This window comes from Thalassospira sp. A3_1, assembly GCF_017744215.1.
Taxonomy (GTDB): Bacteria; Pseudomonadota; Alphaproteobacteria; order Rhodospirillales; family Thalassospiraceae; genus Thalassospira; species Thalassospira lucentensis_A.
Genome location: NZ_JAGHQQ010000002.1, coordinates 1,235,840 through 1,258,176 on the forward strand (window position 1 = coordinate 1,235,840; position 22,337 = coordinate 1,258,176).

Sequence of the window (22,337 nt, forward strand, 5' to 3'; positions counted from 1 at the left end):
CACGATCCCGCTTGTGACAGACTAATGCAGGAAAATAATGCCGCCGGAATTACTTGTTGCGATTCCAGCCATCACACTGCCCGCGATGGCGCAGCAGATGATCGGCCAGAACGATGGCAGCCATGGCTTCGCCAACCGGAACGGCGCGAATGCCAACACACGGGTCATGGCGGCCCTTGGTCACGACATCGACATCCTTGCCGAAAATATCGACACTTTTGCGCGGTGTCAGGATCGAGCTGGTCGGTTTGACGGCAAAGCGCACGACAACATCCTGACCGGAAGAAATCCCGCCCAGAATACCGCCCGCATGGTTGGAGCCAAAGACCGGTTTGCCATCTTCGCCCATGCGCATTTCATCGGCATTTTCGATGCCGGTCAGTTCGGCGGCTTCGAACCCGTTGCCGATTTCAACACCCTTGACGGCATTGATCGTCATCATCGCCTTGGCCATATCGGCATCAAGCTTGTCATAGACCGGATCGCCAAGCCCGACCGGCACACCGGAACAGACAATTTCGATCACGGCGCCGACGGATGATCCATCCTTGCGCAGGCCATCAAGATATTCTTCGAAAACCGGAACGGCGGCTGCATCGGGGCAGAAGAACGGGTTGTTATCAACTTCGTCCCAATTCCAGTTGTCGCGATTGATTTCCTTGGTGCCCATCTTGATCAGGGCGCCGCGGATTTTGATGTCATCGCCAAGGATTTTGCGCGCAATCGCCCCGGCCGCAACCCGCATCGCGGTTTCGCGTGCCGATGAACGCCCACCGCCACGATAATCGCGAATGCCGTATTTTTCCCAATAGGTGTAATCGGCATGGCCCGGACGGAACTGGTTTTTAATCTCGCCGTAGTCCTTGGATCGCTGATCAACATTTTCGATCAGAAGCCCGATCGGGGTGCCGGTGGTTTTGCCTTCGAACACGCCTGACAGGATTTTGACCTGATCGGGTTCGCGGCGCTGGGTGGTAAAGCGCGACTGGCCCGGTTTGCGTTTTTCAAGAAACTGCTGGATGTCTTCCTCGGTCAGGTCAAGAAGCGGCGGCACACCGTCAATGACGCAGCCAATGGCCGGGCCGTGGCTTTCGCCAAAGGTGGTGAAGCGAAACAGGGAGCCAAAACTGTTGCCAGCCATTTCCGATATCCAGAATTCAGGTGTTTGAAGACAAAACGGGCTGCCAGCAAGGCAGCCCGCAAGATCATATCATGTTCAGATCAGGCTTTCTGAACATTGATGTCAGGTGCGTCTGCCTGCTTCATGCCAACGGTGTGATAACCGCAATCGACATGATGGGTTTCCCCGGTGACACCGGTTGACAGGTCCGACAGGAAATACAGGCCCGACCCACCAACATCATCAAGGGTAACGTTGCGGCGCATCGGCGAATTATATTCATTCCATTTCAGGATATAGCGGAAATCGCCAATCCCCGACGCGGCAAGGGTCTTCATCGGGCCTGCCGAAATAGCATTCACACGGATGCGATCCGGACCAAGGTCATTGGCAAGATATTTCACGCTGGCTTCAAGGGCCGCCTTGGCAACGCCCATGACGTTGTAATGCGGCATCACCTTTTCCGCCCCGTAATAGGACAGGGTCAGAAGCGAACCACCATCGGTCATCAGCTTTTCCGCGCGCTGTGCAACGGCGGTAAAGGAATAGACCGAGATGTTCATTGAAAGCGCGAAGTTTTCAGGCGAGGTATCTACATAGCGACCACGAAGTTCGTTTTTATCGGAAAATCCAATAGCGTGAACCACAAAGTCCAGCTTGCCCCATTTTTCTTTCAGCGTTTCGAACACGGCATCAATGCTTGCCGCATCGGTCACGTCGCAGGGCAGGACGATATCGCTGCCGACAGACTCCGCCAATGGCCGAACACGCTTTTCAAGTGCTTCGCCCTGGAAGGTAAAAGCAACTTCGGCGCCAGCGGCAGCCACAGTGCGTGCAATACCCCAGGCGATGGATTTATCGTTCGCGACGCCCATGATCAGGCCACGCTTGCCAGCCATCAGGCCGGAAATGTTTTCGGCGGAAAAGCTCATTTTCCCTCTCGTTCCCACGATCTCTCTCTGGCAGGCATGCAGCGCGGAACAAAGCTGTGACCCACACAGGAGGCATTTGACATTGGGCGCATCCTACACAAAGCGAAGCCAAGGTCAATCTGGCCTGTTTTATCTTGTGCCGGCGCGCTATCCTGTTGATCAATTACACTATAACCGGAAATCGCGCAGGGATAAGTGTTTAATGGTTCCAATCGGGCAAATACTGAACGATCGCACCGGATTTTGGCGCTATGCGATCATGCGCTTTATCCATGATAAATCCATCCAGCGCGCAGCAGGCCTGTCTTATACAACTCTTCTTGCAATGGTGCCGTTCCTTGCCGTGGCTCTTACGGTTCTTTCGGCCTTTCCGGTCTTTGACCAGTGGAAGGACCAGATCACGGGCGTGGTCCTGAACAATTTCCTTCCCGAAACCGGCGAACAGGTAACCGATTATCTTGGTGGGTTCCTTCAAAATACCGGCCAGATGACAGCAATAGGCACGATTGTTCTGGCTTTGACGGCCGTCATGCTGCTTGGTGCGATCGAAGGTGCAATGAACGATGTCTTTCGTGTTACCACCCCGCGCAAGCTTTTGGCGAAACTAGTTGTTTTCTGGACCCTGCTGACGGTCGGGCCGATGTTGTTGGGGCTAAGCCTTTCGGTGGCATCCTACATTTTTGCCATGCGCTATATGGTCGGGGCCGATGGGCTGGGCGAACATATCGGGCAATTGACGTTTTTGGCACCGTTCCTGTTATCTTCGATTGCCTTCTCGCTTTTGTTTATCGGTATGCCGAACCGTTCGGTCGTGATCATTGACGGGATTTTGGGTGGGTTGGTAGCGGCCGGTCTGTTCGAGGCACTTAAAAAGGGATTTGGTTTTTACGTCATTAATTTCCCGACCTATCAGACGATCTATGGCGCGGTCGCGATTGTGCCGATCTTCCTGTTATGGATGTATCTGACCTGGATTGTTGTCTTGCTGGGCGCCCAGGTCGCCGCGGCACGGTCCGAATGGCGTGCGGCGCGCGCCGCCGGACTGATCCCCGATCCGCGTGGGGCGGTGCCGGGGCAGATGGAACGCATCATCGCTGTGTTGCGGGTTCTGGAATATCTACAACACCGTTTCCACGAGGCCTCCAAACCGCCAACCTATCGTCGGATGTTACGTGAAACCAAACTTGGCGGACGGGATCTGAACTGGGCGCTGGCAGCACTTCGTCGTGAAAAGCTGATTGAACGATCCGAAAGCCATCGCTGGCTGCTATCGGGGGATTTGTCGCGGATTACGCTCGTGGATTTGATGACCCGACTTGGCCTGTTTCTGGATTATGACCGGTTACTTCTGGTCAATGCCGATGGTGGCTGGCCGGTTGCGATGCGCGAACGTTTGGTCGAACTGGAAAAAACACGCAAGACCGTACTTGATGTCAATGTTGCCGAGCTTCTTGATTTACCAAAATCCGAGGACAAGGTACCCGAAACGGTGGAACCGAAGCGGGAACAGGAATCATCAGGGGAAATCGGGCCAAAAGATATGACGCAGATCGTTGATTAATCCCGGCTGTCCAGTGTTGGATCACCGGATGCGTCATCCGGACGGCTCATTTCGACCCGGATATCGCCATCACTACTGCGCAAATGCAGATCGCGTTGCGGGAACGGGATTTCGATCTCGTTTTCCTTAAAGCTGTCCCAGACGTTCAGCAAAACTTCGCTGATGATATTGCCACGTCCGTTTTGTGGGTCCGTGATCCAGAAACGGATCTCAAGATCGACCGAATTGTCGCCAAAGCCGCGCAGCAATGTATTCGGGCCCGGATTGTCCAGAACGCGGGTGCATTTTGCCGCGGCTTCATTGCACAATTTGATCGCGAAATGTGGATCGCAGCGATAGGCGATGCCGACCGGAACCTTTAGGCGCAGCTTGACGTCCGAGTGGCTCCAGTTTTCGACCTGATTGGTGATCAGGTCTTCGTTCGGGATCAGGAATTCGGTGCCGTCACGGGTGCGGACCGCTGTGTAACGCGCGCCAAGCGACTGTATCCAGCCAAACGTATCGCCAATCGCGATCACATCCCCCGGCTTGATCGACCGGTCCAGCAACAGGATTACACCGCTGATCAGGTTGGCGACAATCCGTTGCAAACCAAACCCGATGCCAACACCGATCGCACCGCCAAACACCGCAAGGGCAGTCAGATCAACACCGATGGTCGATAGCGCGAACAAAACCGCAATCGACAGCAGCACGAGTTTCAGAAGCTTGGACATCAGCACCTGAACCGAGGGTGTCAGGCGATGAACCTTCTGGATGCGTTGTTCGAAAATGCGCGAGGCAAAGGATGCAACCCATAGCAGGATCGCCAGCGACAGCATCGCTTTGAGGATGCCAAATACCGATATCCGGAATTGCCCGATTTGAAGGGCAAGACTGTCCAGCAGGTCAATCGTCGGATCAAGCCAGCCGACGATGTTAAGCGCAGCCAGCCCCCAGGCGATGATCGTAATGCTGCGTGCCCAGACTGGATCATTGACAACGGCTGTACCCAGACGAATGAAAATCCACGCATTCAGAAGGCTTGCAACGAGACGCAGGATATTATGCCGAAGCCCTGCCTGTATCGCGACGGCATCAATAAACCAGATCAGCAGAACCAGAATGATCGGAAATGCCAGGTCGGGCAAAACTGCAAGCAATCGCCGGAACCCAGCATAATGCAAAAGCGCCCGCCAGTTTTGCAAACGGGCCAGTTGATGCGAAAGCGGACGGCGCAGCAACAGGGCCGGGATCACCGCAAGCAGGCAGGCAACAATCTGCAACAGGATCGGGACAAGCAGGACATTGGTTTCCACCCATGCGGCGGCCTGTTCAAGCCAGATCACGAGCTGGTCGGGATTCCAGAATTGTTCCATGCGTGCCCTGTGTCTTCCCTGTATGACGATTGGCGAATGGAAAGTGTTTTATTTCATATGGTAACGCGAACCCGCCCCTGCGAGATAGGGTTGTGTTGTTCCTGGTTGGGATTTTCAAAGCAGCTTCCTTGACGATAGATAGCTATCTATCTAAATCTTTAGGATCAAAAATCCTCCCGCAGGTGTTTCCCATGACAAATCCCCCTGATAGCAATGCGTCACGTGAACAGTTCGGTATCTGGCTGGGTATGCTTGCCCGACAATGGCGCGCCGAAGTTGATCGGCGTCTATCGCCCTTTATTTTGACCGAGGCACGCTGGATCATCCTGTTTCGCCTCAGCACGGCGGATCTTGACCTGACCCAAAAGGAACTGGCGCGTGTGGCCGGAGTGCAGGGGCCGACATTGGTGCGAACACTGGACTGGCTGGAAGAGAAGGGACTTATCGAACGGCGCGAAGTTCCTGATGACAGGCGGGCAAAAACCGTCCATCTGACGGCGAAGGCCGAACCGGCATTGCGTCAGATCCAGGCGGTGATACAGGGTGTGCGCGCCCAGATTTTCGCCGATGTTTCCGACGAAGAACTTGAACAATGCCTTGCCGTGTTCAAAAAAATCGGCCGACAGTTCGATGCTTTTGCCGGAAGCGCAGAGGACAGGGACATGATAATGGTCGGGCAGAGGAAGAAATAGGGGCCTGCTACCGGCCCCAACCTAGGACCGGTTTGATGACCGGTTTCTAAGGCTTTCATTTTCCCAGCGTTCGGTCAAAACCGCCGCTCCAAAGCCAAGTCCGCCAAAGATCGCGAGACTGATCGCGATTGCGGGCAAAAGGCTGTCTGCTGGCAGGAAAGTTGGCGATCCGTCCGGCAATGAGAGCCAAACCATGGCCGCACTGCCCCACAATACGCCAGCCGTCACCACTCCGATCCCGGTGAAGGCAAGCCGCAACCGCGAAATACCCCTCATTGCGATGACCTGCTGCGTTCGACGGAGCCGTCATAATGGATCGCGACTGTTTCGTCGGTTTGATCGTCACGGGCAAGAGCGATGACATCGGCCGGTTTGCGCCGCAAAAGCATTACGATATCGCCCGACGGAACTTCGCCGATCACGCTGTAACCCGCAACCCGTCCGATCTTGCAATCGCGCATCGATGCCGGGGTAATCATCATCGCCTGCTGTTCCGAAAGCGACAGGTTGCTGACCTGTGCGGCATGAACATCGAAACCTTCGGCCTCAAGGAGGCTTTGCCAATCGGCGCTGTTTTGGCAATCTGCGGTATAGGAAAGTTCAAGTGTCGGACGTGACGTGCCGACAAATGCCGTAAGTCCGACCAGGGCAACACCGGCCAGAACGGTCGAAAGTGCAATGGGTCGCATGGTTTCTGCCTTTGTCAGATGAAACTGCAAAGGCAGAATGCCTGTGAAAATCCGATCAGGTCTTGAGTCCGGTCAAACCGTTAACGGTGCAGGGGGCACCGGATCAGTGTATCAGCGCGCCTTATAGGGATGCTTTTCCGACCACTCGCGAACGAAATCGATCAGTTCGTCATCTCGATTTTCCGGCAGCTTGACAGTCAGATGGACATATTGGTCGCCGCGTTTGTCACCCCGGGCATAGGCCGCCCCCTTGCCGCGGAGGCGCAGTTTCGTGCCGCTATTGGCATTGGCCGGCAGCTTCATGCTGACTTTGCCATTGATCGTTGGGACTTCGATAGAGCCACCCAAAACTGCCTCGGCGAGACTGATAGCCAGATCGCAATGCAGGTCATTGCCTTCGCGGCGGAACGTTTTATCGGGATGGACATGCAGCTTGATCAGCGCATCGCCTGCCTCCCCGCCATTCATGCCCGCCATCCCCTGGCCTTTCAGGCGCAGGGTCTGGCCATCTTCGCTTCCGGCGGGAATGCGGACTTCAAGACTTTTGCCACTGGCAAGGTTAATGCGCTTGGTCGTGCCGATAATTGCCTCGGCCAGATCAAGGCTCAGTTCATAGGAAATATTGGGTCCCTTGACCTTTTCGGCCTGTCTGCGACCGCCAAAACCACCAAATCCGCTACCACCACGGCCGGCTTTGCCGAAAATCTCGTCAAAGATATCCTCGGCATTGGCACCGGAAAATCCGAACGGATCGCCACCTGCCTGACCGCTGTAACGCGCGCCACCACCACGGCCAAACGGCCCGGTTTCACGGCCATCGGCATCAATTTCGCCCGCATCATATTTCTTGCGACGTTCGGCATCCCCCAGAAGATGATAGGCGGCCGAAACTTTTTTGAACCGCTCTTCGATCTTGGTGTCGCCGGGATTGACATCCGGATGAAGCTCGCGCGCAAGTTTGCGATAGGCTTTCTTGATTTCGTCCTGGGTGGCGTTTTTGGCAACGCCCAAAGTCTTGTAGGGATCCTGCATCGCCTGACCGGTTGGATAAAGGGAAACTCTATAGATGTATTATAAGCCTGTATCGGCTGTGGCAAGGAAGCCATTTGTTTTAATTGCAGTCCTTGACATGGCTCAGATATGAAAAAGCGGCGCTGTCCGCAAGGAACGCGCCGCTTTTTTTAAATGTCATGCCGTGAAGATCAGTTCACAACTTCCCAACTGCCATCCGGCTTGCGGCATGCGGTGCCGTAAGCTTCTTCCTGCTTGCCGCCAATGGTGACGGTTTGCTGGTATTCACGGCAATATTCCTGGGTTTTGGGCTCCTGATAGGTGCGAACCGGGGTTACCGTACCCCGCGCACCTGTATCGGGATTGTTCCAGGTCGAAGTCTGGCCCGTGGGGGCACTTTCAAGTGTCCGCTGAGTGTTCTGCGCCATGATGGCACGGTCCGCATTGTCAAGCGACCGGCCTACTTCACTACCGATGAAGGCACCGGCAAGCGTACCAAGTGCAACGCCTACAAGCTGCCCCGATCCTTTACCGAACTGGGCACCGGCAACAGCACCACCAACCGCGCCCAGAAGGGTGCCTGCGGTCTGTTTCTGGCCCTGATCCTGTGCACAACCGGCAATGAATGCGGTCATCATGACGGGGATAACGATATGACGGAATTTCATATTTATTTGCCTACCTTGTCTTTCCTGTCCCAACCGATATGTTCTGTATCTACGGAACGATCTTGAGTGCGTCGTTTCACGTATATCCAAAACCCGTATCTTTCGAATTTGGTGCGGATTTTGAACTATCAAAGGAATCCTGACCCCAATGGACGAAAAAAATACGCCAAAAATTGGGCATGAAGCCCACGCGGTTCCGTTCGATCTTTTTGACGTGTGGTTTAACGAGGCGAAAAACAAGGAGAAACCGTATCCCGATGCGATGACGCTGGCGACAGCTGATGCCAACGGGCGGCCTTCGGCACGTATCGTTCTGCTAAAGGGGTTCGACGAGCGCGGCTTTGTTTTTTATACCAATTATGAAAGCCGCAAGGGCGATCAGCTTGCCGAAAACAGCTTTGCCGCACTGTGCTTTCACTGGAAGTCGCTAGAAAAATGCGTGCGTATCGAAGGGGCAGTTACGCGCGTTGACGGTGCGGAATCAGATGAATATTTCGCATCGCGTCCGCGCGGTAGCCAGCTTGGTGCCTGGGCTTCAATCCAGTCCCGCCCAATGAGCGGCCGGTTCGATCTGGAAAAACGGGTTGCTGAATTTACCGCCAGGTTCGGACTGGGAAAAGTGCCACGCCCAGACCATTGGGGCGGTTTCCGCCTGATCCCTGATCGTATCGAGTTCTGGTCCGAGGGTAAGTTTCGCCTGCATGATCGCCAGCTTTACACCCGCGATGCCGACGACAAGGGGTGGAACCTGCAGAAGCTGTTCCCCTGAGAGGTTTCGGAAACGTTGCCAGATTCCGGAAATGCAAACGCGCGGCCCCCGGGATCTGCGCGTTTCGGGTCGGAGGAAGTCTTAAGCTTCCTCGGGAGGGCAGAATACTTCCTGCAATACGCCGATGATCTTCATGATATCGGGATTGGCCAGTGAGTAATAAATCGTTTGCGATTCCCTGCGCGTTTTCACCAGCCCGTCACGGCGTAATCTGGCAAGGTGCTGTGATAGAGCCGATTGCTTGATGCCCAGTTCACCTTCCAGTGTGCTGACCGATTTTTCGGTTGTTCCCAGTGAACAAAGAACCATAAGGCGCCATTCATTTCCCAATGTTTTCAGGAACTCTGCGGCATCGCGAGCGTTTTTGTGTAAATTGCTATAAGGCATCAGGCGCAGTATCCATTCTCGCAGTCGGTTCGGCTATTTTCTGGCGCGTCGAATTCGACAAACCGGTTAATCTATTTAATCTTCGTCGTTCGGCAACGCATTGGTTTGATGTTACACTGGATTTCGTCACCAGCTAAGCAATTCGTAGCGGAAAGGCCGGTTTCGTTGATTAAAACGGGTTCTTTTATGAAAGTTTTGATCTTGAACAAGGAAAGATGCGTTTTGCGGTTGCAGACTGGCCCTGCATGACGTCTTGACGCGTTGAACTGACCGCAACAAGACATATGTGTCGAAAGACACACCAATCTCGGGAGTGAGTGCGATGGCAGTAAGAACGATTCTGGCTCCGGTGGCAGGTTCGAATATAGATCAGCGTGTACTTGATCTGGCGTTTCGAACGGCCAAAAGATTTAATGCACATCTCGAAGCATTGTTTGTCGCGGCCGAACCCCAGGATGCGATCCCGATTGTGGGTGAAGGCATGTCGGGTCTGATCATCGAAGAAATGATGCGGGCAGCCGAAAGCGAAACCCAGCGACGTGAAACCCGCGGGCGTGCAGCCTATGACGCGGCACGTGATGCCGCTGCCGTCGCGGAGGCTGCGGTTCCGATGCCTGACCTTCAGGCGACCTGCGCATGGCGGCGTGATAACGGTCGCGAGGACGAAACGGTCGCACGACGCGGTCGTTTGTTTGATCTTGTCGTGATTGGCCGCGATCCGCGCGAAGCTGCCGCGTCGCTAACCTTTGATGCCGCCCTGATGGAAACCGGTCGCCCGTTACTGGTTGCACCGGAAAAAACACCGGAAACCGTTGGTGAAAAAGTCGTGATTGCCTGGAATGGCGGGGTCGAAGCCGCGCGCGCCGTGACATCGGCCATGCCGCTTCTGCGTACGGCCAAGGAAGTCACCATCGTCAGTGTCGGCGAGGTCCCTCATGGCCGGGCCTGTGCCAAGGCATTGGCCGAACAGTTTGTCTGGCACGGAGTCGAGGCAAGGGTGTCCGAATTACCCGAACAGTCGCATGTTGCTAATGCCTTGATATCGGAGGCGGAAAAGGTTGGTGCCGATAGCATCGTTCTGGGCGCGTACAGCCATTCACGTTTCAAGGAAATGATTCTTGGCGGTGTGACCCAGGACATGCTGGCAAAATGCACTTTGCCGCTTTGGATAATGCATTGACCCAACGGTCACGTAACATCCTGAAATCCGGATGATTATTTGTATGATCATTGGTATATGACACTAAAGGCGCAGTCTTCTGCGCCTTTTTTTGTTGCGTCTGCGAAGAAAACCGGCCACCGTTACTGAAATCTTACAAAGACGGAAGCCCGATTAACGAGGCTCTCCGCCCGATAAAAGAACAGTGGAAGAAACGTCTGGCAGGGGAATTCCCATGTTATCACTTCGCGATGTCATTGATTTCGCTTCCATGTCCGAGGATCTGGCCCGGGAAATCGCCCGCCAGAATGTCGGTTTGCCCGATCTTGGTGCGGTTGTGGCCGGTTATGGCAATGTTGCCACCGGCACTGTTAGCGCCTGCAATGCAACGCCCTGTGCGGCGAATGACGCGGATAGCGAATAACCCGCCAGATCCATGACCGGCCGATCAGAAAAGATCGATCTGGCCGTCGTCCTGCTTGACGGTTTTGGTGCTGTCCGGCAAATCTTCGGACCATTTCAGAACATGATCGGGCACCGGGCCCAGCATGTGATGCACGGTGTCAAACTGGTTGGCGGGATCAAGCCATCCAGCGATATGGTTCGGTCCGATCACGGCGGGCATTCTGTCATGGATATGCGCGATCGAGGGCGCGGGGGCACAGGTGATAATTACTGCCTCCGTCCCGTTTTCAAGCCCGGCAAACAGCACCGGCTGATGATCGGGCAAGGTAATACGGGTTTTGTGTTTGACTGCGCCGTCCTTGCGCCATTCAAACCAGCTTGTCGCCGGGATCAGGCAACGCCGTTCGAGCAACGGTCGAAAGGTCGGCTTTTGATCAAGGGTTTCGGCGCGTGCATTGATCAATGGCGCGTTCAGTGTCGCAACGCTTAAACCCCAGCGGCGCAAGACGGGTTTTTGCCCCGGCAGGATGACAATCACCGGATCGGTCGGGCGGCGAATGCCTGACAGTGTTTCAAAGACGGTTTCGTCCGTCTCTGTTTCCAGTTCTTCCTGATCTTCAGGGACGGTTTCATTGGGAAAATCCGATGCTTCCTTTCGAATGATATCCGTAAGGTCGATGGCCAATTGCGCCTGAAACGCATTCATGTCGCTGATAAGCTGGTATTGGCTGCACATCGGATGTCCGTTCCTGAATTGACAATGATCATAGCCGTTTGACTGGTTTTGGCACAACCTTCATCCTATATAGGAACGCGTGTTGCGACAGGTGCCTGCCGCGGATAGCAATGCTATAAGAAGATTATTGCACTATATAACGCGCCATTTTGGCGCGCGGGATTTGAAAGAGCCGCCCAATGAATGCCAATGCCCCGAAAACTGTTGTCCTGACCGGCGCAAGCCGCGGGATTGGCCATGTTACGGTCGGTTATTTTGCCGCGCGTGGCTGGCGGGTGATTTGCTGCTCGCGCGAGGCCCCGCCGCCCAGTTGCCCGCGTGATCCGGCACAGGGTATTCATATTGCCGCCGATCTTTCCAAACCCGAAGATGTCGAATTTTTCATCAAACAGGCCAACGAAGTACTGGGCGAAGATCCGCTTCATGCGTTGGTGAACAATGCAGGTGTATCGCCCAAAACGCCCTATAAAGAGCGGCTGGGCTGCCTGAATGGCGATATCGAGGCATGGCGTGATGTGTTCGAACTGAACTTCTTTACCCCGCTGACTTTGTCGCGTGGCTTTGCCGCTGCCCTGCACCGGGGCAAGGGGGCAATTTGCAACATTACCTCGATCGCAGGCCACTATGTCCATCCCTTTGCCGGATCGGCTTATTCCACGTCGAAGGCCGCCCTTTCGGGGCTGACACGTGAAATGGCGGTGGAGTTTGCCGAACTGGGTGTGCGGGTTAATGCTGTCGCCCCCGGGGAAATCAAAACGGCAATGATTTCCCCTGAATACGAGGCACTGGTGCCCCGCATCCCGATGAACCGAATGGGCACCCCCGAAGACGTGGCCGCCGCCGTGCATTATCTGGTCGGCGACGACAGCAGCTATGTCACCGGCACGGAAATCTTTGTCACCGGCGGGCAGCATTTATACTGAGCCGAAATCCGGATCAACGGGGGGCACAATAGCTGTTGATGATAAGCTATCAAACGGCTGACGGCCGGGAATTTCCGGCTGTTTTCTTTTGTTCAGTGCTGCGGGGCGATGTAAAAGGCCGGGTCGTAATCAACATTTCCTGCCGGAATAGTATCGATCAGCGGTCGAGCCATGAAATACTGGTCGGGAACGCCTTCCAGTTTCAGATCGGGCAGGGGCGCAAAGCCAAAGCGGCTGTAGTAGTCCGGTTCGCCAAGGACCACGCAACCAGCTGCATCATTGATACGCAGTCTGGCGATTCCGGCCTGGATTAACTCTGATCCGATCCCCAAGCCCTGCCGGTCGGGGTTGACCGCAACCGGGCCAAGACCGAACCAGTCGCTTTCTTGGCCGTCGATTTTTACCGGTGAAAAGGCAACGCAACCGACAAGTTCGTCATCTTCGATTGCCACAAGCGACAGGCTTAAACGGCCCTTGTCGCGCAATGCATCCACGATCAGATGTTCGGTTTGCTGGCTATGTGGTGCGGTTGCAAACGCATTCGCCAGCAATGCGTGGATTGCCGGAATATCGGCCTCTGTCTCATCGCGGATAAGCATGATCGGACCCGTCCCATCCTGTGACTTGGCACCCGCTACCTGCAGGTCTATCTCTCGACTATAACGGGAATTGGAATTAGGCCAACAGACTTTTCAGCCAATCGCGTTTTTGTTCCAGTCGACGTGCTTCCATGTCAAGCCATCCGGTGAACGGGGCAGCTTCGTTCGCGTGCTCTTCGCGAAGTGCCAGAACGCGATCAAGTTCCAGTTCGCAAACGTCATGCAGGATTTCGATCTGGTCGCGGCGCGTCTCGTCATCCAGCAGATGCAGGAACCGCATTTTAAGTGCCATCACAAGGCGCGAAAGCTCGCCTGATGTATCGCGAAGTGTTCCCTGCATCAGTTCCTGGAACTTGTCATGTCCGGCCTTGGTCAGCGACAATTGCGCATCCGAATATGACCCGCTGTTGCAATCTTCGCGCACCAGCCCTTCAAGCTTAAGAAGCTGAAGCGAGCTCCCCATCATATCAAGCGACGGCCCCATGATATGGGCGGTAAAATGGCGCACTGAATTGGCCAGATCGGCATAGCTGATCGGTTTATCGGAAAGGGCAAGGGTGCCAAGTGCGCATAGGCGCAGACATTCTTTGGGCAGCAAGGTTCTATCCGAATACATAAACGGTCCCTGTCATGTTGCAGACACCGAAGTTAACGCGAACGGTTCTTAATTGCAAGATGGTAAATGGTTGCTGTGCCAACACCGTGTGATAGCAATCGCTTCAATATAGGATGGGAAGTTTCGAAAGCAAACAACCACATCACGAGAACAATCATTTCCCGATCTGCCGAAGAGGGGTTCCGCAATGATTGGCTGACACAAAAAAGAAGGCCGTCGATAATCAACGGCCTTCAGTATTCTGTCATATGCAGTGGGATTTTAAGCTTCAAGCTGCCTTGGCAATACCAAGCTGGCCCCAAACCACCAGAAGCGAGTCGATCAGATGATCTATCAGTTCATCATTGTGAAGCGGGCCGGGGGTAAAGCGTAGCCGTTCTGTGCCGCGCGGTACGGTCGGATAGTTGATCGGCTGAACATAGATGTCGTGATCAAATAGCAGACGGTCGCTGGCTTCCTTGCACATTGCCGCATCGCCCACCATCAGCGGCACGATATGGCTTGGCGCATCCATCACCGGAAGACCGGCCGTCCGCATGCGTTCACGCAGCGTTTCGGCACGTTCTTTCTGGGCTTCGCGTTCTATATTGCTGTCCTTGAGGTGGCGGACCGAGGCCAGTGCTCCGGCCGCGATGCTGGGCGGGTGGGAGCTGGTGAAGATAAAGCCATTCCCGAAACTGCGCACGAAATCGACGATGTCATGTTTGGCCGCGATATAGCCACCGATCACGCCAAATGCCTTGGCAAGCGTGCCCTGAACGATATCGACACGATTCATCACGCCGTCGCGTTCGGCGACGCCGCCGCCACGCGGGCCATACATGCCGACCGCATGCACTTCGTCGAGATAGGAGATCGCGTTGTATTTTTCGCAAAGATCAAGGATTTCTGCGATTGGCGCGATATCGCCATCCATTGAATAAACGGACTCGAACGCAACGATCTTGGCCCGGTTCGGCCCGAGATCGCGCAGGATTTCTTCAAGATGTTCGACATCGTTATGTTTCCAGATCCGGCGTTCCGCTTTGGAATGGCGCATGCCTTCGATCATGGAATTGTGGTTAAACGAGTCGGAAATGATCACACAATCCGGCAGTTTCGAGCCAAGGGTCGAAAGCGTCGTCCAGTTGGCAACATAGCCCGATGTCATCAAAAGGGCCGCTTCCTTGCCATGCAGGTCGGCGAGCTCCTGCTCTAGCGCGACATGCAGATGGTTGGAACCGGAAATGTTGCGCGTGCCACCTGCTCCGCCACCCTGACCGGTGATGGTGTTTTGCATGGCTTCAAGAACCTTTGGATGCTGTCCCATGCCAAGATAGTCGTTTGAACACCAGACCGTAATTTTGCGCGGCGCATCACCGTTTCCCGGATGATACATGGCTTTGGGGAATTCACCGACAATGCGTTCAAGATTGGCGAATACGCGGTAACGGCCTTCAGCCTTGAGGCCGGACAACGCGTCTTTAAAGAAGGTGTTATAATTCATCTTTTGTGTCTTTCGCCTGTCTCTTTACCGCAGGTACGGGCTGTCTTTCATCCCGTTCTCTCACCCTTGGCAAAGCTCTGGTCCTGGCCGGATATGCGTACATCTCCGGATCAGCATGGTCCCGTTTGACCGGGTCTTGATGACTTCCTTATCGGACATGGCTTCCGACTTGGCATTGACCCTTGTCAAAAATTTTAAAGCGATTCCAGTTTCACTTCGATTGTCGTTTTCAGTGTCGCTGCGAACCACGCTGTCAAAGAAGGCGTCCATTCATTGTTTGTCGATCTCGCCATCACTCATGGCGTTGGGTGGTTCCCTGTTCAATTCCTGTTCCCAATTTGGCGCTATTGATCGCATTTGGCAAGGTTTTGAAAGGACTTCCGACCCACAATTAAATCAATTCAAACAAGCAATAAAATCTATCAACCGCCATTAATTGAAAGTTTCTTGCTATGGCGATGCCGCTGCGTCTTCATCGATGCAGCGGCATCTATTTGTTTTGTAAAGGTTTTCTGTTCTGGGACAGTTCAGCCGAGGCTGTTGTGCCAGTCCCCAAGAGCAGCCTCGACCTTGTCGAACATATCGTGGACCTGCTGTTCGGTAATGATCAGCGGCGGGCAGAAGGCGACACTATCGCCAAGTGCACGCAGGATCACACCGTGGTCCATACATTTTGCAACAACCGCCTTACCGGCAGCACCGACAGGCTGCATTGGTGTTTTCAGGCATTTGTCTTGGACCAGTTCAAATGCGCCAATCAGCCCGCGTCCGCGGGTTTCGCCGACATGTTCGAATTTATTGAGGTCCTTGAGGCGTTTCTGGAATGGTGACATGACATTGCGGACATGGTCGATAATGCCATCATCCTCATAGATTTTAAGGGTTTCAAGCGCAACGGCAGCCGCGACCGGATGGCCGGAATAGGTGAAGCCGTGGCCAAATGTACCGATCTCGTCGGATGCCCTTTTCGCAGCCTGATAAATCCTGTCATTGATAAACAGGGCCGAAATCGGCTGATAGGCCGATGAAAGCTGCTTGGCGACCGTGATCATGTCGGGTTTAAGCCGGAAGGTTTCGGTGGCAAACATCCGTCCGGTCCGGCCAAATCCGCATATGACCTCGTCAGCGATAAACAGGATGTCATACCGGTCCAGAACTTCTTGCACCTTTTCGAAATAGGTGCGCGGCGGCACGATCACGCCACCAGCCCCCATGATCGGTTCGGCGATAAACGCCCCGATGGTTTCCGGGCCTTCGGCCTGAATCAGGTCTTCAAGCTGTTCGGCAAGACGGGTCGCGAAATCCTCTTCTTCCTCGCCGGGCTGGGCCTCGCGCCAGTAATGCGGGGTTTCGGTATGGATGATGCGGTCAATCGGCAGATCAAACATTTTGTGATTGCCCGGAAGCCCGGTCATTGAGGCCGCAGCCACCGTCACCCCGTGATAACCCTTCTTGCGCGAGATGATCTTTTTCTTTTCCGGTTGGCCAATTGCATTGTGATAATACCAGACCATCTTGACCGCGGAATCCGTTGCTTCTGATCCGCTATTAGCAAAGAAAACCTTGGACATCGGGACAGGTACAAGTTCCAGAAGCTTTTCGGCCAGATCAATCGCCGGGTTGGTGCTGCGCGATGCGAAGGTGTGGTAATAGGGCAGGGTTTCAAGCTGCTTTGTCGCGGCTTTCACAAGGCGATTTTCGCCAAATCCCAGCGACGCACACCAAAGACCGGCCATGCCTTCGATAAAATCGCGGCCATTGTCATCGGTCACATAAATCCCGTGACCGTTTGAAATGATATGCGGCCCGGTTTTTTCGTGAGTAGCAAGGTTGGTATAGGGATGAAGATAGCTTGCGATATCGCGGCTGGCTGCGGAATTGCCTTTGGCGGTCGGGGCAGTATCGATTGTCGTGGTGGTGGCGTTGGTGGTCATGGCGAACCTCTGTTTCGTGCAGGAAAGATCCTGATGCTTTCAGGCACTTTAGTCAGCTATTTCCGGCATGGGAATCAATAGTTGGACCATGCTTTGGCGAAGATCTTTGGCGCGATCGGCAAAAACGAAACCGACAAACAAAACCGGCCGGGCAAGGGCACCGGCCGGCTTGGTAACGATGTCGTTGGTCGCAGCCTAGTGCGACATCAGAACCGGCACCGTCATGTGACGCAGAAGATGCTGTGTCACACCCCCCATCATCAATTCACGCAGGCGCGGGCGGCCATAGGCACCGCAAACGATCAGGTCGATGCTTTCATCAGCCGCACGCGACAGCAGAAGGTCGCCAACGCTGATGCCGCTGGCATTCATGTTCTCCTTGCGGACATTCACCCCGTGGCGTTCAAGCCGCGAACCGATATCGACACCGGGAACAGGAATGGAGTCACGGGCGCCCTTGTTAGGATCGGCACAAAGAACGAGGGCCGATTTTGCATTTTCAAGAAAGGCCATGCCGTCATTCACCGCACGGACAGCTTCGCGATACGGCTTCCACGCAACCATAACGCGTTCGCCAATCGTTTCGAACCGACCGGCATAGGGGACGACCAGAACCGGGGTGCCAGCGGTCAGAATTGCCTTGTCAGGCATTTCCGAGGTTGAGGACGGATCGGCACTGTCCGGGTCATATTGCCCCAGAACCGTCAGGTCATGATGGCGGGCATACATGGCAACCGTGTCGGCAATCTCGGCTGCCGAGCATGGCGTTTCCTGCCAACTGAAGGTAACACCGGCGTCTTCGCAGGCTTTGGCGAAGTCGCGCTTGGCTTCCTTGGCTGTTTCGGCCATGGCCGCGCGCTGCTGATTGACGATTTCCTGGGAAATCTGAACTTCCATGAAACGCGGAATTTCGGCATAGGGCAGAAGAAACAGCCCGGTCAGATGGGCTTTTTGCGCCTTGGCAACTTTCAGGGCAACTGAAAGGCGCTGTGCGCAAGGGGCTGAATTGTCGATATGAACAAGGATATCCCGATACATCTGCCAGTCTCCTTTTCCGGGCAGCACCGCCTTCGATCAAGGCGGCTAGCGTGGTTATGAGAAGCAGTCTAATGCGATCAGTAGTGGCGTTCTTTGTTCTATCTCAAATTGCACTTATCGCGTGTATCTGAGTGTCGCGTGACCCTGTGGCGAGAAAATGACCTTCCCCAAAAGGCTCGACCGTCTGCAGGGTGACATTATCAGAATGGAATTTCATCATCCAGGCCATCGACGGTCGGTTTTGCTATTGGTGTTATATTGATTTCTCCTTGCACAATTTTGAAAGACGTCGAGGGATTGCCCGAAATACTATGCCTGCGAGCGATTTTTTGCGCCGTTTCTGTGAAAGGTTCTTCATGTCCTATCGGGTTCATTAGTCCTGCTTCGATATAGTAATCCATTAGTCGCTGAAAACCGCTTTTATTGATCTTGAAGCTGCCCGACGTATCAATAGAAGCTAAGTTTTCTGCTATTGCAGAACCAATAGCTACATAGGACTCAGTTTCCTCGACATAGTACTTGTATTCTCCATCCCAATCGCTCGTCCGCCATTTCAAGTTGCTATGGAAAATAGGAAAAAAAGCAATCCAAGAGGCTTGTATTGTTACGTCAGTCCCTTGATTCCAGCCGGTGTTGTTCGCCAACAAGTCAATCATAATGGTACTGTTTGGATCGGGAATAGGGGGCATGGAGAGTTCAATCTCCAAATCGCCTAAAGCTTTTTTGAATTTATCATTTTCTTTCCGAACTTCATTCAGTTCTTCCAACGCTTCAACGCTTGTGACTGCGTTGCCTCTTATCCAACCAATCCTCGGTTTGGTGGCTTTCGCGTTGTCCAGAGCTTCGCGAACGGCGAGCTTTAAGCCTTCCAAACTTGACCATGTCTTGCGTAGCCTGCCAGTCTGTGCCTCGGCTATAAAAGCTGTAAGGCGTTGTCTGCCATCATCAGATTTTTCGGATTTTCCCGCTTCAATTTTATTGAGGTCGTTGTGTAGCATTACAAGAACGGGCACCTCTTGCGATACCGCGTAGCGAAATTCCTTATGCGTATAACTCAGTCCATCGTCAGAAATCGTTCCGTATCGCCCCGCAATAATTAAAATGTAATAATCACACATATTTATAAGCGATTTTATGAACTCGAACTGATCTTCGTCTGCTGCGGGGAAAGACTCCATTTGAACTGGGAAATCACCGGTGCTTATTACGACATCCTGTACAGCACGGCGTTCATCTTTTAGGTCCTCGAAGGTAGAGCTAATAAAAACCTGATAGCGTTTTTCGTGCAACTCTTCCTCCTGATCTCATTTTCGCTTTCATTAAAAGAAATTGTCTTTTTCATTTATTCTGAAATTTCTATTGATGTTAACCGTCAGCAGGCCAGGACATCATCGGAATGGTTTTTTCCATGGTCGGGGCCGCGGATGTGCCGGGTATTGTTTCGGTGGTGGTCGGATCGCTCATTATTGGCGCACCGGCCGATGGCATTACCCCCATGTTGTCACCCGAAATGATCGAAAGGCTTTTGTGCAATTGCTGTGACAGGGTTGACCAGTTGGTCTGAAGTGTATTGCAGGCTGCCGGGTCATTTTGCTGCACACAACGTTGTGCCATGCGATCAAGGATGTCGAGCGCGATGCGTGCCTCGTCGATCTGTTGGCGCTGTATGTCGGTGATTGCGGCCTTTTGGGGATTTGGAGTCATGACGAATTTGTCATTTGCGGTATTGGCTGTCGCATTCGCGGATGTTGCCGTGGTCGGGCCACCCCACGGAGTTACTATTTCCGCGGTGGTATCGGCGGCGGGGCTGTTTTGTGCGGTGGGTTGCACGCACCCCGACAGTATCAAAGCGGAAACAACAAGACCGGAAAGGGGGCCGGCTCTTCTGATCTTCATGAGTTGCTCCTTTGGCCGCAAAGCGATGATGCGCCCGGGCCGTTCCCATAACCTGACAGTGCCATTTATCATACGGCCTTGCTTTTGCTTTGGAATATATTGGACCTTGTTAAACCCGATGTCCAGAAAAGGGCATGTGACAGCACTGGCGCCATCAGTTCCCGGAGTCATGGTTATCACGCGATACCATGGCGATGATGGTTTCAAACAATTCCTGCTTTGCCTGATCGGCGGTGATTTCACCGGTTGCCGCGGCATAGGAGAGGGCCTCGGCGGCACCCAGAAAGCCCCAAAGACGCGGCATGGGGATTTTCCCCGTCGGGCTGAAAGACGACAGGATATCGCGGCATTTATCAATAAACAGAAGATGATAGTCCCGCTTGACCTGTTCGAGTTCCGGCGATCCGGCAAGCGATGCGATCACGCCCGAAATTTCGCGTCCCTGTGACAGCACACAGTCAACATAGGATGCCGCGATGACCGATGCCTTGTCGCGCAAGGTCGGGCTGCTTTGGGCCAGAGTGGCGTCCATCAATGCGGTCTGGCGCTGGTCGTAATCCTGATAAAGCGCGATCAGCAAACCAGACCGGGTGCCAAAATGATCATAGACCACCGGTTTGGTAACCCCGGCCTGTTCGGCAAGATTTCCAAGGCTAAGCCCCTCGGTTCCGCCGTCATGGATCATCTTCCAGGCAACGTCGAGAAGTTGCCGGTTGCGATCTTCGCGGGTCATACGTTTACGGGGCTTATGCAACGGAGACTTTTTTGCACCGAGACTTGACATGGCTATATACCAAACGTAACTTACGGATAGTAACTTACTTATAGTATATAATGATTGCCGTTAAGAGGCAATCACTTAGCAAGGAGATAAGCCATGCGTGCGCTTGTTGTTGTCGCCCATCCAAATTCCTGTTCGTTCAGTCATGCGGTCGCCAATCAAATTGGCAAGGGGATTGAGGATGCCGGGGCCGAACACAGTTTCGAGCTTGCCGATCTGTCGGAGGAAGGATTTGATCCGCGTTTCAATCAGGACGATATCGCGGCCTTCGAGATGAGGTCACCGTTCCCGGACGATGTGCTTGCCGAACAAAGGCGGATTGATGCCGCCGATACGCTGGTGCTGGTTTTTCCGATCTACTGGTGGTCGATGCCCGCAATCCTGAAAGGCTGGATCGACCGGGTGTTTTCAAATGGCTGGGCCTATGAGGATATCGACGGTGAAAAGGTGATCAAAAAGCTGAACCATCTGAAGGTTCATCTTGTCGCGATTGGTGGGGCAGGGCTTGGGACCTTTGCCCGGCATGGATATTTCGGGGCGATGAAGCTGCAAATCCATCAGGGTATTTTTGATTATTGCGGAGTGGAAGTTGCAACTTCGGAATTGATGTTGCTGGCCGACGGCAATAACCCTGCGGAGCTCTTGAAAAAAGCACGCGAGGTCGGGGCGGCGATCCCGGCAAAGGTGACAAAGCCGGAATTGGATATGGCGGGATAAATCTCGTTAGACCGGCCATCAAAAGCAAAACGCCCGCAGGGAAAATCTGCGGGCGTTTGTATTGGCAATGTGTTGCCGGCTTAGTCGTGCTTTCCGCCATTGGCTTTTGACCAGCCGATTGGATCAGCAAGGAAGGCCCGAACGCCTTCGATGGCTTCTTTGGGGAAGTATTCGCCTTCTTCGGCAACGGCCAGAACATCGGCCCAGGTTGCCAGGTAATGCAGTTCGATGTCGTCCTTTTTCAGTTCCTCAAGCGCGTTGGGGAACACACCATAGAAGAACACGACAAAGGCATGTTTGCATTCGGCGCCGGTTTCGCGGATGGCATTGACGAAATTGACTTTTGATGCGCCGTCGGTGGCAAGGTCTTCGACCAGAAGAACGCGCTGGCCTTCGTGGATGTCGCCCTCGATCCGTGCCTTGCGGCCAAATCCCTTTGGCTTCTTGCGGACATACTGCATCGGCAGGTCCAGGACATCGGCCAGCCAAGCGGAATAGGGGATGCCCGCGGTTTCACCACCGGCGACCGCATCAAATGCCTCGTAACCGGCCTTGTCGGAAACCTGACGCGCGGCAAGTTCCATGACCTTGCGGCGTGCGCGCGGGAAGGAAATCAGCTTGCGGCAATCGATGTAGACCGGGCTTGCCCAGCCGGATGTCAGGATATAGGCCTCTTCCGGGCGGAAATTCACAGCCCCGATATCAAGCAAAATCTTTGCGACGGTTTTGGCGGCATACGAGCAATGCGCGGTCGAAGTTTCGTTGGTCATGGCGACTATACCCTTTTCCGGATCGAATATTTGCGCACCTCTTAACGTTTTTGAACGCAAAGCGCAAAGAAAAGCCGCTGTCCGGCTGGT

The 22,337-nt window shown here is 54.0% G+C and carries 25 protein-coding genes; 7 read left to right on the top strand and 18 right to left on the bottom strand.

The annotated features are described in order from the left end of the window. Positions 1 to 49: 49 nt before the first annotated feature. Both aroC and fabI read right to left on the bottom strand, forming a co-directional pair. Positions 50 to 1,141, bottom strand: a complete 1,092-nt coding sequence (aroC, locus tag J7395_RS12930; protein WP_097050651.1) for a chorismate synthase — start codon at positions 1,139 to 1,141, stop codon at positions 50 to 52. Positions 1,142 to 1,221: 80 nt separating this feature from the next. Then, entirely contained in the window at positions 1,222 to 2,052 is an 831-nt protein-coding gene (fabI, locus tag J7395_RS12935; protein ID WP_062952450.1) for an enoyl-ACP reductase FabI, read from the bottom strand. A gap of 202 nt (positions 2,053 to 2,254) precedes the next feature. On the opposite strand from fabI, the gene J7395_RS12940 reads away from it, so the two are divergent. After that, positions 2,255 to 3,613: a YihY family inner membrane protein gene (locus J7395_RS12940; protein WP_062952451.1), complete on the top strand. Its 1,359-nt coding sequence runs from the start codon at positions 2,255 to 2,257 to the stop codon at positions 3,611 to 3,613. Here the strand turns inward: J7395_RS12940 and J7395_RS12945 are convergent. After that, positions 3,610 to 4,971 carry a mechanosensitive ion channel domain-containing protein gene (locus J7395_RS12945; RefSeq protein ID WP_209221714.1) on the bottom strand — a complete coding sequence of 454 codons (1,362 nt, stop codon included), beginning with the start codon at positions 4,969 to 4,971 and terminating at the stop codon, positions 3,610 to 3,612. The two genes, J7395_RS12940 and J7395_RS12945, sit on opposite strands and share 4 nt — an antisense overlap. A 191-nt stretch (positions 4,972 to 5,162) precedes the next feature. Between J7395_RS12945 and slyA the strand changes: the two genes are divergently transcribed. Further along, complete coding sequence (gene slyA / locus J7395_RS12950) at positions 5,163 to 5,663, top strand: transcriptional regulator SlyA (protein WP_209221716.1); 501 nt, start codon at positions 5,163 to 5,165, stop codon at positions 5,661 to 5,663. A 21-nt stretch (positions 5,664 to 5,684) separates the two neighbouring features. Here slyA and J7395_RS12955 read toward each other — a convergent pair whose 3' ends face one another. From J7395_RS12955 to J7395_RS12970, 4 genes are all read right to left on the bottom strand, one after another. Next, a complete protein-coding gene (locus J7395_RS12955) occupies positions 5,685 to 5,939 on the bottom strand; it encodes a hypothetical protein (RefSeq protein WP_209221718.1) in 255 nt (84 codons plus the stop codon). Continuing rightward, positions 5,936 to 6,352 carry a DUF411 domain-containing protein gene (locus J7395_RS12960; protein WP_209221720.1) on the bottom strand — a complete coding sequence of 139 codons (417 nt, stop codon included), beginning with the start codon at positions 6,350 to 6,352 and terminating at the stop codon, positions 5,936 to 5,938. The genes J7395_RS12955 and J7395_RS12960 overlap by 4 nt, the downstream gene beginning before the upstream one ends. 111 nt (positions 6,353 to 6,463) lie before the next feature. Beyond that, entirely contained in the window at positions 6,464 to 7,384 is a 921-nt protein-coding gene (locus J7395_RS12965) for a DnaJ C-terminal domain-containing protein (RefSeq protein ID WP_062958999.1), read from the bottom strand. A 170-nt stretch (positions 7,385 to 7,554) separates the two neighbouring features. After that, entirely contained in the window at positions 7,555 to 8,031 is a 477-nt protein-coding gene (locus J7395_RS12970) for an RT0821/Lpp0805 family surface protein (protein ID WP_062952457.1), read from the bottom strand. A 148-nt stretch (positions 8,032 to 8,179) separates the two neighbouring features. Here J7395_RS12970 and pdxH point away from each other — a divergent pair, with 148 nt between their 5' ends. Beyond that, positions 8,180 to 8,800 (top strand): pyridoxamine 5'-phosphate oxidase, encoded by a 621-nt coding sequence (gene pdxH / locus J7395_RS12975; protein ID WP_114111488.1) that lies wholly within the window; start codon positions 8,180 to 8,182, stop codon positions 8,798 to 8,800. Between the two features lie 81 nt (positions 8,801 to 8,881). Here the strand turns inward: pdxH and J7395_RS12980 are convergent, their stop codons facing one another. Next, entirely contained in the window at positions 8,882 to 9,187 is a 306-nt protein-coding gene (locus tag J7395_RS12980) for a metalloregulator ArsR/SmtB family transcription factor (protein ID WP_062952459.1), read from the bottom strand. A gap of 322 nt (positions 9,188 to 9,509) precedes the next feature. Between J7395_RS12980 and J7395_RS12985 the strand changes: the two genes are divergently transcribed. Together J7395_RS12985 and J7395_RS12990 are read left to right on the top strand one after the other, a co-directional pair. Beyond that, positions 9,510 to 10,367, top strand: a complete 858-nt coding sequence (locus tag J7395_RS12985; protein WP_062952460.1) for a universal stress protein — start codon at positions 9,510 to 9,512, stop codon at positions 10,365 to 10,367. A gap of 214 nt (positions 10,368 to 10,581) precedes the next feature. Beyond that, positions 10,582 to 10,770 (top strand): hypothetical protein, encoded by a 189-nt coding sequence (locus J7395_RS12990; RefSeq protein ID WP_209221722.1) that lies wholly within the window; start codon positions 10,582 to 10,584, stop codon positions 10,768 to 10,770. Between the two features lie 24 nt (positions 10,771 to 10,794). On the opposite strand, the gene J7395_RS12995 is transcribed toward J7395_RS12990, so the two are convergent. Further along, the gene (locus J7395_RS12995) at positions 10,795 to 11,487 is read right to left on the bottom strand and encodes an SOS response-associated peptidase (protein WP_209221724.1); all 693 of its coding nucleotides are present in this window, start codon (positions 11,485 to 11,487) and stop codon (positions 10,795 to 10,797) included. A gap of 179 nt (positions 11,488 to 11,666) precedes the next feature. Between J7395_RS12995 and J7395_RS13000 the strand changes: the two genes are divergently transcribed. Continuing rightward, positions 11,667 to 12,410: an SDR family oxidoreductase gene (locus tag J7395_RS13000; protein WP_209221725.1), complete on the top strand. Its 744-nt coding sequence runs from the start codon at positions 11,667 to 11,669 to the stop codon at positions 12,408 to 12,410. Positions 12,411 to 12,502: 92 nt separating this feature from the next. Here J7395_RS13000 and J7395_RS13005 read toward each other — a convergent pair whose 3' ends face one another. The 8 genes from J7395_RS13005 to J7395_RS13040 all read right to left on the bottom strand — a co-directional run bounded on the left by J7395_RS13005 (position 12,503) and on the right by J7395_RS13040 (position 20,712). Next, complete coding sequence (locus tag J7395_RS13005; protein ID WP_062952464.1) at positions 12,503 to 13,009, bottom strand: N-acetyltransferase; 507 nt, start codon at positions 13,007 to 13,009, stop codon at positions 12,503 to 12,505. Positions 13,010 to 13,085: 76 nt separating this feature from the next. Beyond that, positions 13,086 to 13,625 (bottom strand): hypothetical protein, encoded by a 540-nt coding sequence (locus J7395_RS13010; RefSeq protein ID WP_209221726.1) that lies wholly within the window; start codon positions 13,623 to 13,625, stop codon positions 13,086 to 13,088. Between the two features lie 268 nt (positions 13,626 to 13,893). After that, positions 13,894 to 15,111, bottom strand: a complete 1,218-nt coding sequence (hemA, locus tag J7395_RS13015) for a 5-aminolevulinate synthase (RefSeq protein ID WP_209221728.1) — start codon at positions 15,109 to 15,111, stop codon at positions 13,894 to 13,896. A gap of 527 nt (positions 15,112 to 15,638) precedes the next feature. Next, positions 15,639 to 17,045, bottom strand: a complete 1,407-nt coding sequence (locus J7395_RS13020) for an aspartate aminotransferase family protein (RefSeq protein WP_209221730.1) — start codon at positions 17,043 to 17,045, stop codon at positions 15,639 to 15,641. 195 nt (positions 17,046 to 17,240) lie between these two features. Then, entirely contained in the window at positions 17,241 to 18,083 is an 843-nt protein-coding gene (locus tag J7395_RS13025; RefSeq protein WP_062952468.1) for a universal stress protein, read from the bottom strand. A 200-nt stretch (positions 18,084 to 18,283) separates the two neighbouring features. Continuing rightward, complete coding sequence (locus J7395_RS13030) at positions 18,284 to 19,372, bottom strand: DUF4062 domain-containing protein (protein ID WP_209221732.1); 1,089 nt, start codon at positions 19,370 to 19,372, stop codon at positions 18,284 to 18,286. Between the two features lie 76 nt (positions 19,373 to 19,448). After that, on the bottom strand, positions 19,449 to 19,979 hold the full coding sequence (locus tag J7395_RS13035) for a hypothetical protein (protein ID WP_209221733.1): 531 nt from the start codon (positions 19,977 to 19,979) through the stop codon (positions 19,449 to 19,451). 154 nt (positions 19,980 to 20,133) lie between these two features. Continuing rightward, entirely contained in the window at positions 20,134 to 20,712 is a 579-nt protein-coding gene (locus tag J7395_RS13040) for a TetR/AcrR family transcriptional regulator (protein ID WP_247742114.1), read from the bottom strand. Between the two features lie 144 nt (positions 20,713 to 20,856). Between J7395_RS13040 and J7395_RS13045 the strand changes: the two genes are divergently transcribed. Continuing rightward, the gene (locus tag J7395_RS13045; protein ID WP_209221744.1) at positions 20,857 to 21,477 is read left to right on the top strand and encodes an NAD(P)H-dependent oxidoreductase; all 621 of its coding nucleotides are present in this window, start codon (positions 20,857 to 20,859) and stop codon (positions 21,475 to 21,477) included. An 80-nt stretch (positions 21,478 to 21,557) separates the two neighbouring features. On the opposite strand, the gene J7395_RS13050 is transcribed toward J7395_RS13045, so the two are convergent. Beyond that, entirely contained in the window at positions 21,558 to 22,247 is a 690-nt protein-coding gene (locus J7395_RS13050; RefSeq protein WP_209221746.1) for an orotate phosphoribosyltransferase, read from the bottom strand. Positions 22,248 to 22,337 lie beyond the last annotated feature (90 nt).

Excerpts from the sequence above, each read along its gene's own strand:
- J7395_RS13050 (WP_209221746.1), bottom strand. The coding sequence starts at position 22,247 with ATGACCAACGAAACTTCGACCGCGCATTGCTCGTATGCCGCCAAAACC.
- J7395_RS12995 (WP_209221724.1), bottom strand. The coding sequence starts at position 11,487 with ATGTGCAGCCAATACCAGCTTATCAGCGACATGAATGCGTTTCAGGCG.
- J7395_RS13035 (WP_209221733.1), bottom strand. The coding sequence starts at position 19,979 with ATGAAGATCAGAAGAGCCGGCCCCCTTTCCGGTCTTGTTGTTTCCGCT.
- J7395_RS13045 (WP_209221744.1), top strand. The coding sequence starts at position 20,857 with ATGCGTGCGCTTGTTGTTGTCGCCCATCCAAATTCCTGTTCGTTCAGT.
- J7395_RS12985 (WP_062952460.1), top strand. The coding sequence starts at position 9,510 with ATGGCAGTAAGAACGATTCTGGCTCCGGTGGCAGGTTCGAATATAGAT.
- J7395_RS12940 (WP_062952451.1), top strand. The coding sequence starts at position 2,255 with ATGGTTCCAATCGGGCAAATACTGAACGATCGCACCGGATTTTGGCGC.
- J7395_RS12965 (WP_062958999.1), bottom strand. The coding sequence starts at position 7,384 with ATGCAGGATCCCTACAAGACTTTGGGCGTTGCCAAAAACGCCACCCAG.
- J7395_RS13025 (WP_062952468.1), bottom strand. The coding sequence starts at position 18,083 with ATGTATCGGGATATCCTTGTTCATATCGACAATTCAGCCCCTTGCGCA.
- fabI (WP_062952450.1), bottom strand. The coding sequence starts at position 2,052 with ATGAGCTTTTCCGCCGAAAACATTTCCGGCCTGATGGCTGGCAAGCGT.
- J7395_RS13020 (WP_209221730.1), bottom strand. The coding sequence starts at position 17,045 with ATGACCACCAACGCCACCACCACGACAATCGATACTGCCCCGACCGCC.
- slyA (WP_209221716.1), top strand. The coding sequence starts at position 5,163 with ATGACAAATCCCCCTGATAGCAATGCGTCACGTGAACAGTTCGGTATC.
- pdxH (WP_114111488.1), top strand. The coding sequence starts at position 8,180 with ATGGACGAAAAAAATACGCCAAAAATTGGGCATGAAGCCCACGCGGTT.
- J7395_RS12970 (WP_062952457.1), bottom strand. The coding sequence starts at position 8,031 with ATGAAATTCCGTCATATCGTTATCCCCGTCATGATGACCGCATTCATT.
- J7395_RS12945 (WP_209221714.1), bottom strand. The coding sequence starts at position 4,971 with ATGGAACAATTCTGGAATCCCGACCAGCTCGTGATCTGGCTTGAACAG.
- J7395_RS12960 (WP_209221720.1), bottom strand. The coding sequence starts at position 6,352 with ATGCGACCCATTGCACTTTCGACCGTTCTGGCCGGTGTTGCCCTGGTC.
- J7395_RS12955 (WP_209221718.1), bottom strand. The coding sequence starts at position 5,939 with ATGAGGGGTATTTCGCGGTTGCGGCTTGCCTTCACCGGGATCGGAGTG.
- J7395_RS13005 (WP_062952464.1), bottom strand. The coding sequence starts at position 13,009 with ATGCTTATCCGCGATGAGACAGAGGCCGATATTCCGGCAATCCACGCA.
- J7395_RS13010 (WP_209221726.1), bottom strand. The coding sequence starts at position 13,625 with ATGTATTCGGATAGAACCTTGCTGCCCAAAGAATGTCTGCGCCTATGC.
- J7395_RS12990 (WP_209221722.1), top strand. The coding sequence starts at position 10,582 with ATGTTATCACTTCGCGATGTCATTGATTTCGCTTCCATGTCCGAGGAT.
- J7395_RS13040 (WP_247742114.1), bottom strand. The coding sequence starts at position 20,712 with ATGACCCGCGAAGATCGCAACCGGCAACTTCTCGACGTTGCCTGGAAG.
- J7395_RS12980 (WP_062952459.1), bottom strand. The coding sequence starts at position 9,187 with ATGCCTTATAGCAATTTACACAAAAACGCTCGCGATGCCGCAGAGTTC.
- hemA (WP_209221728.1), bottom strand. The coding sequence starts at position 15,111 with ATGAATTATAACACCTTCTTTAAAGACGCGTTGTCCGGCCTCAAGGCT.
- J7395_RS13000 (WP_209221725.1), top strand. The coding sequence starts at position 11,667 with ATGAATGCCAATGCCCCGAAAACTGTTGTCCTGACCGGCGCAAGCCGC.
- aroC (WP_097050651.1), bottom strand. The coding sequence starts at position 1,141 with ATGGCTGGCAACAGTTTTGGCTCCCTGTTTCGCTTCACCACCTTTGGC.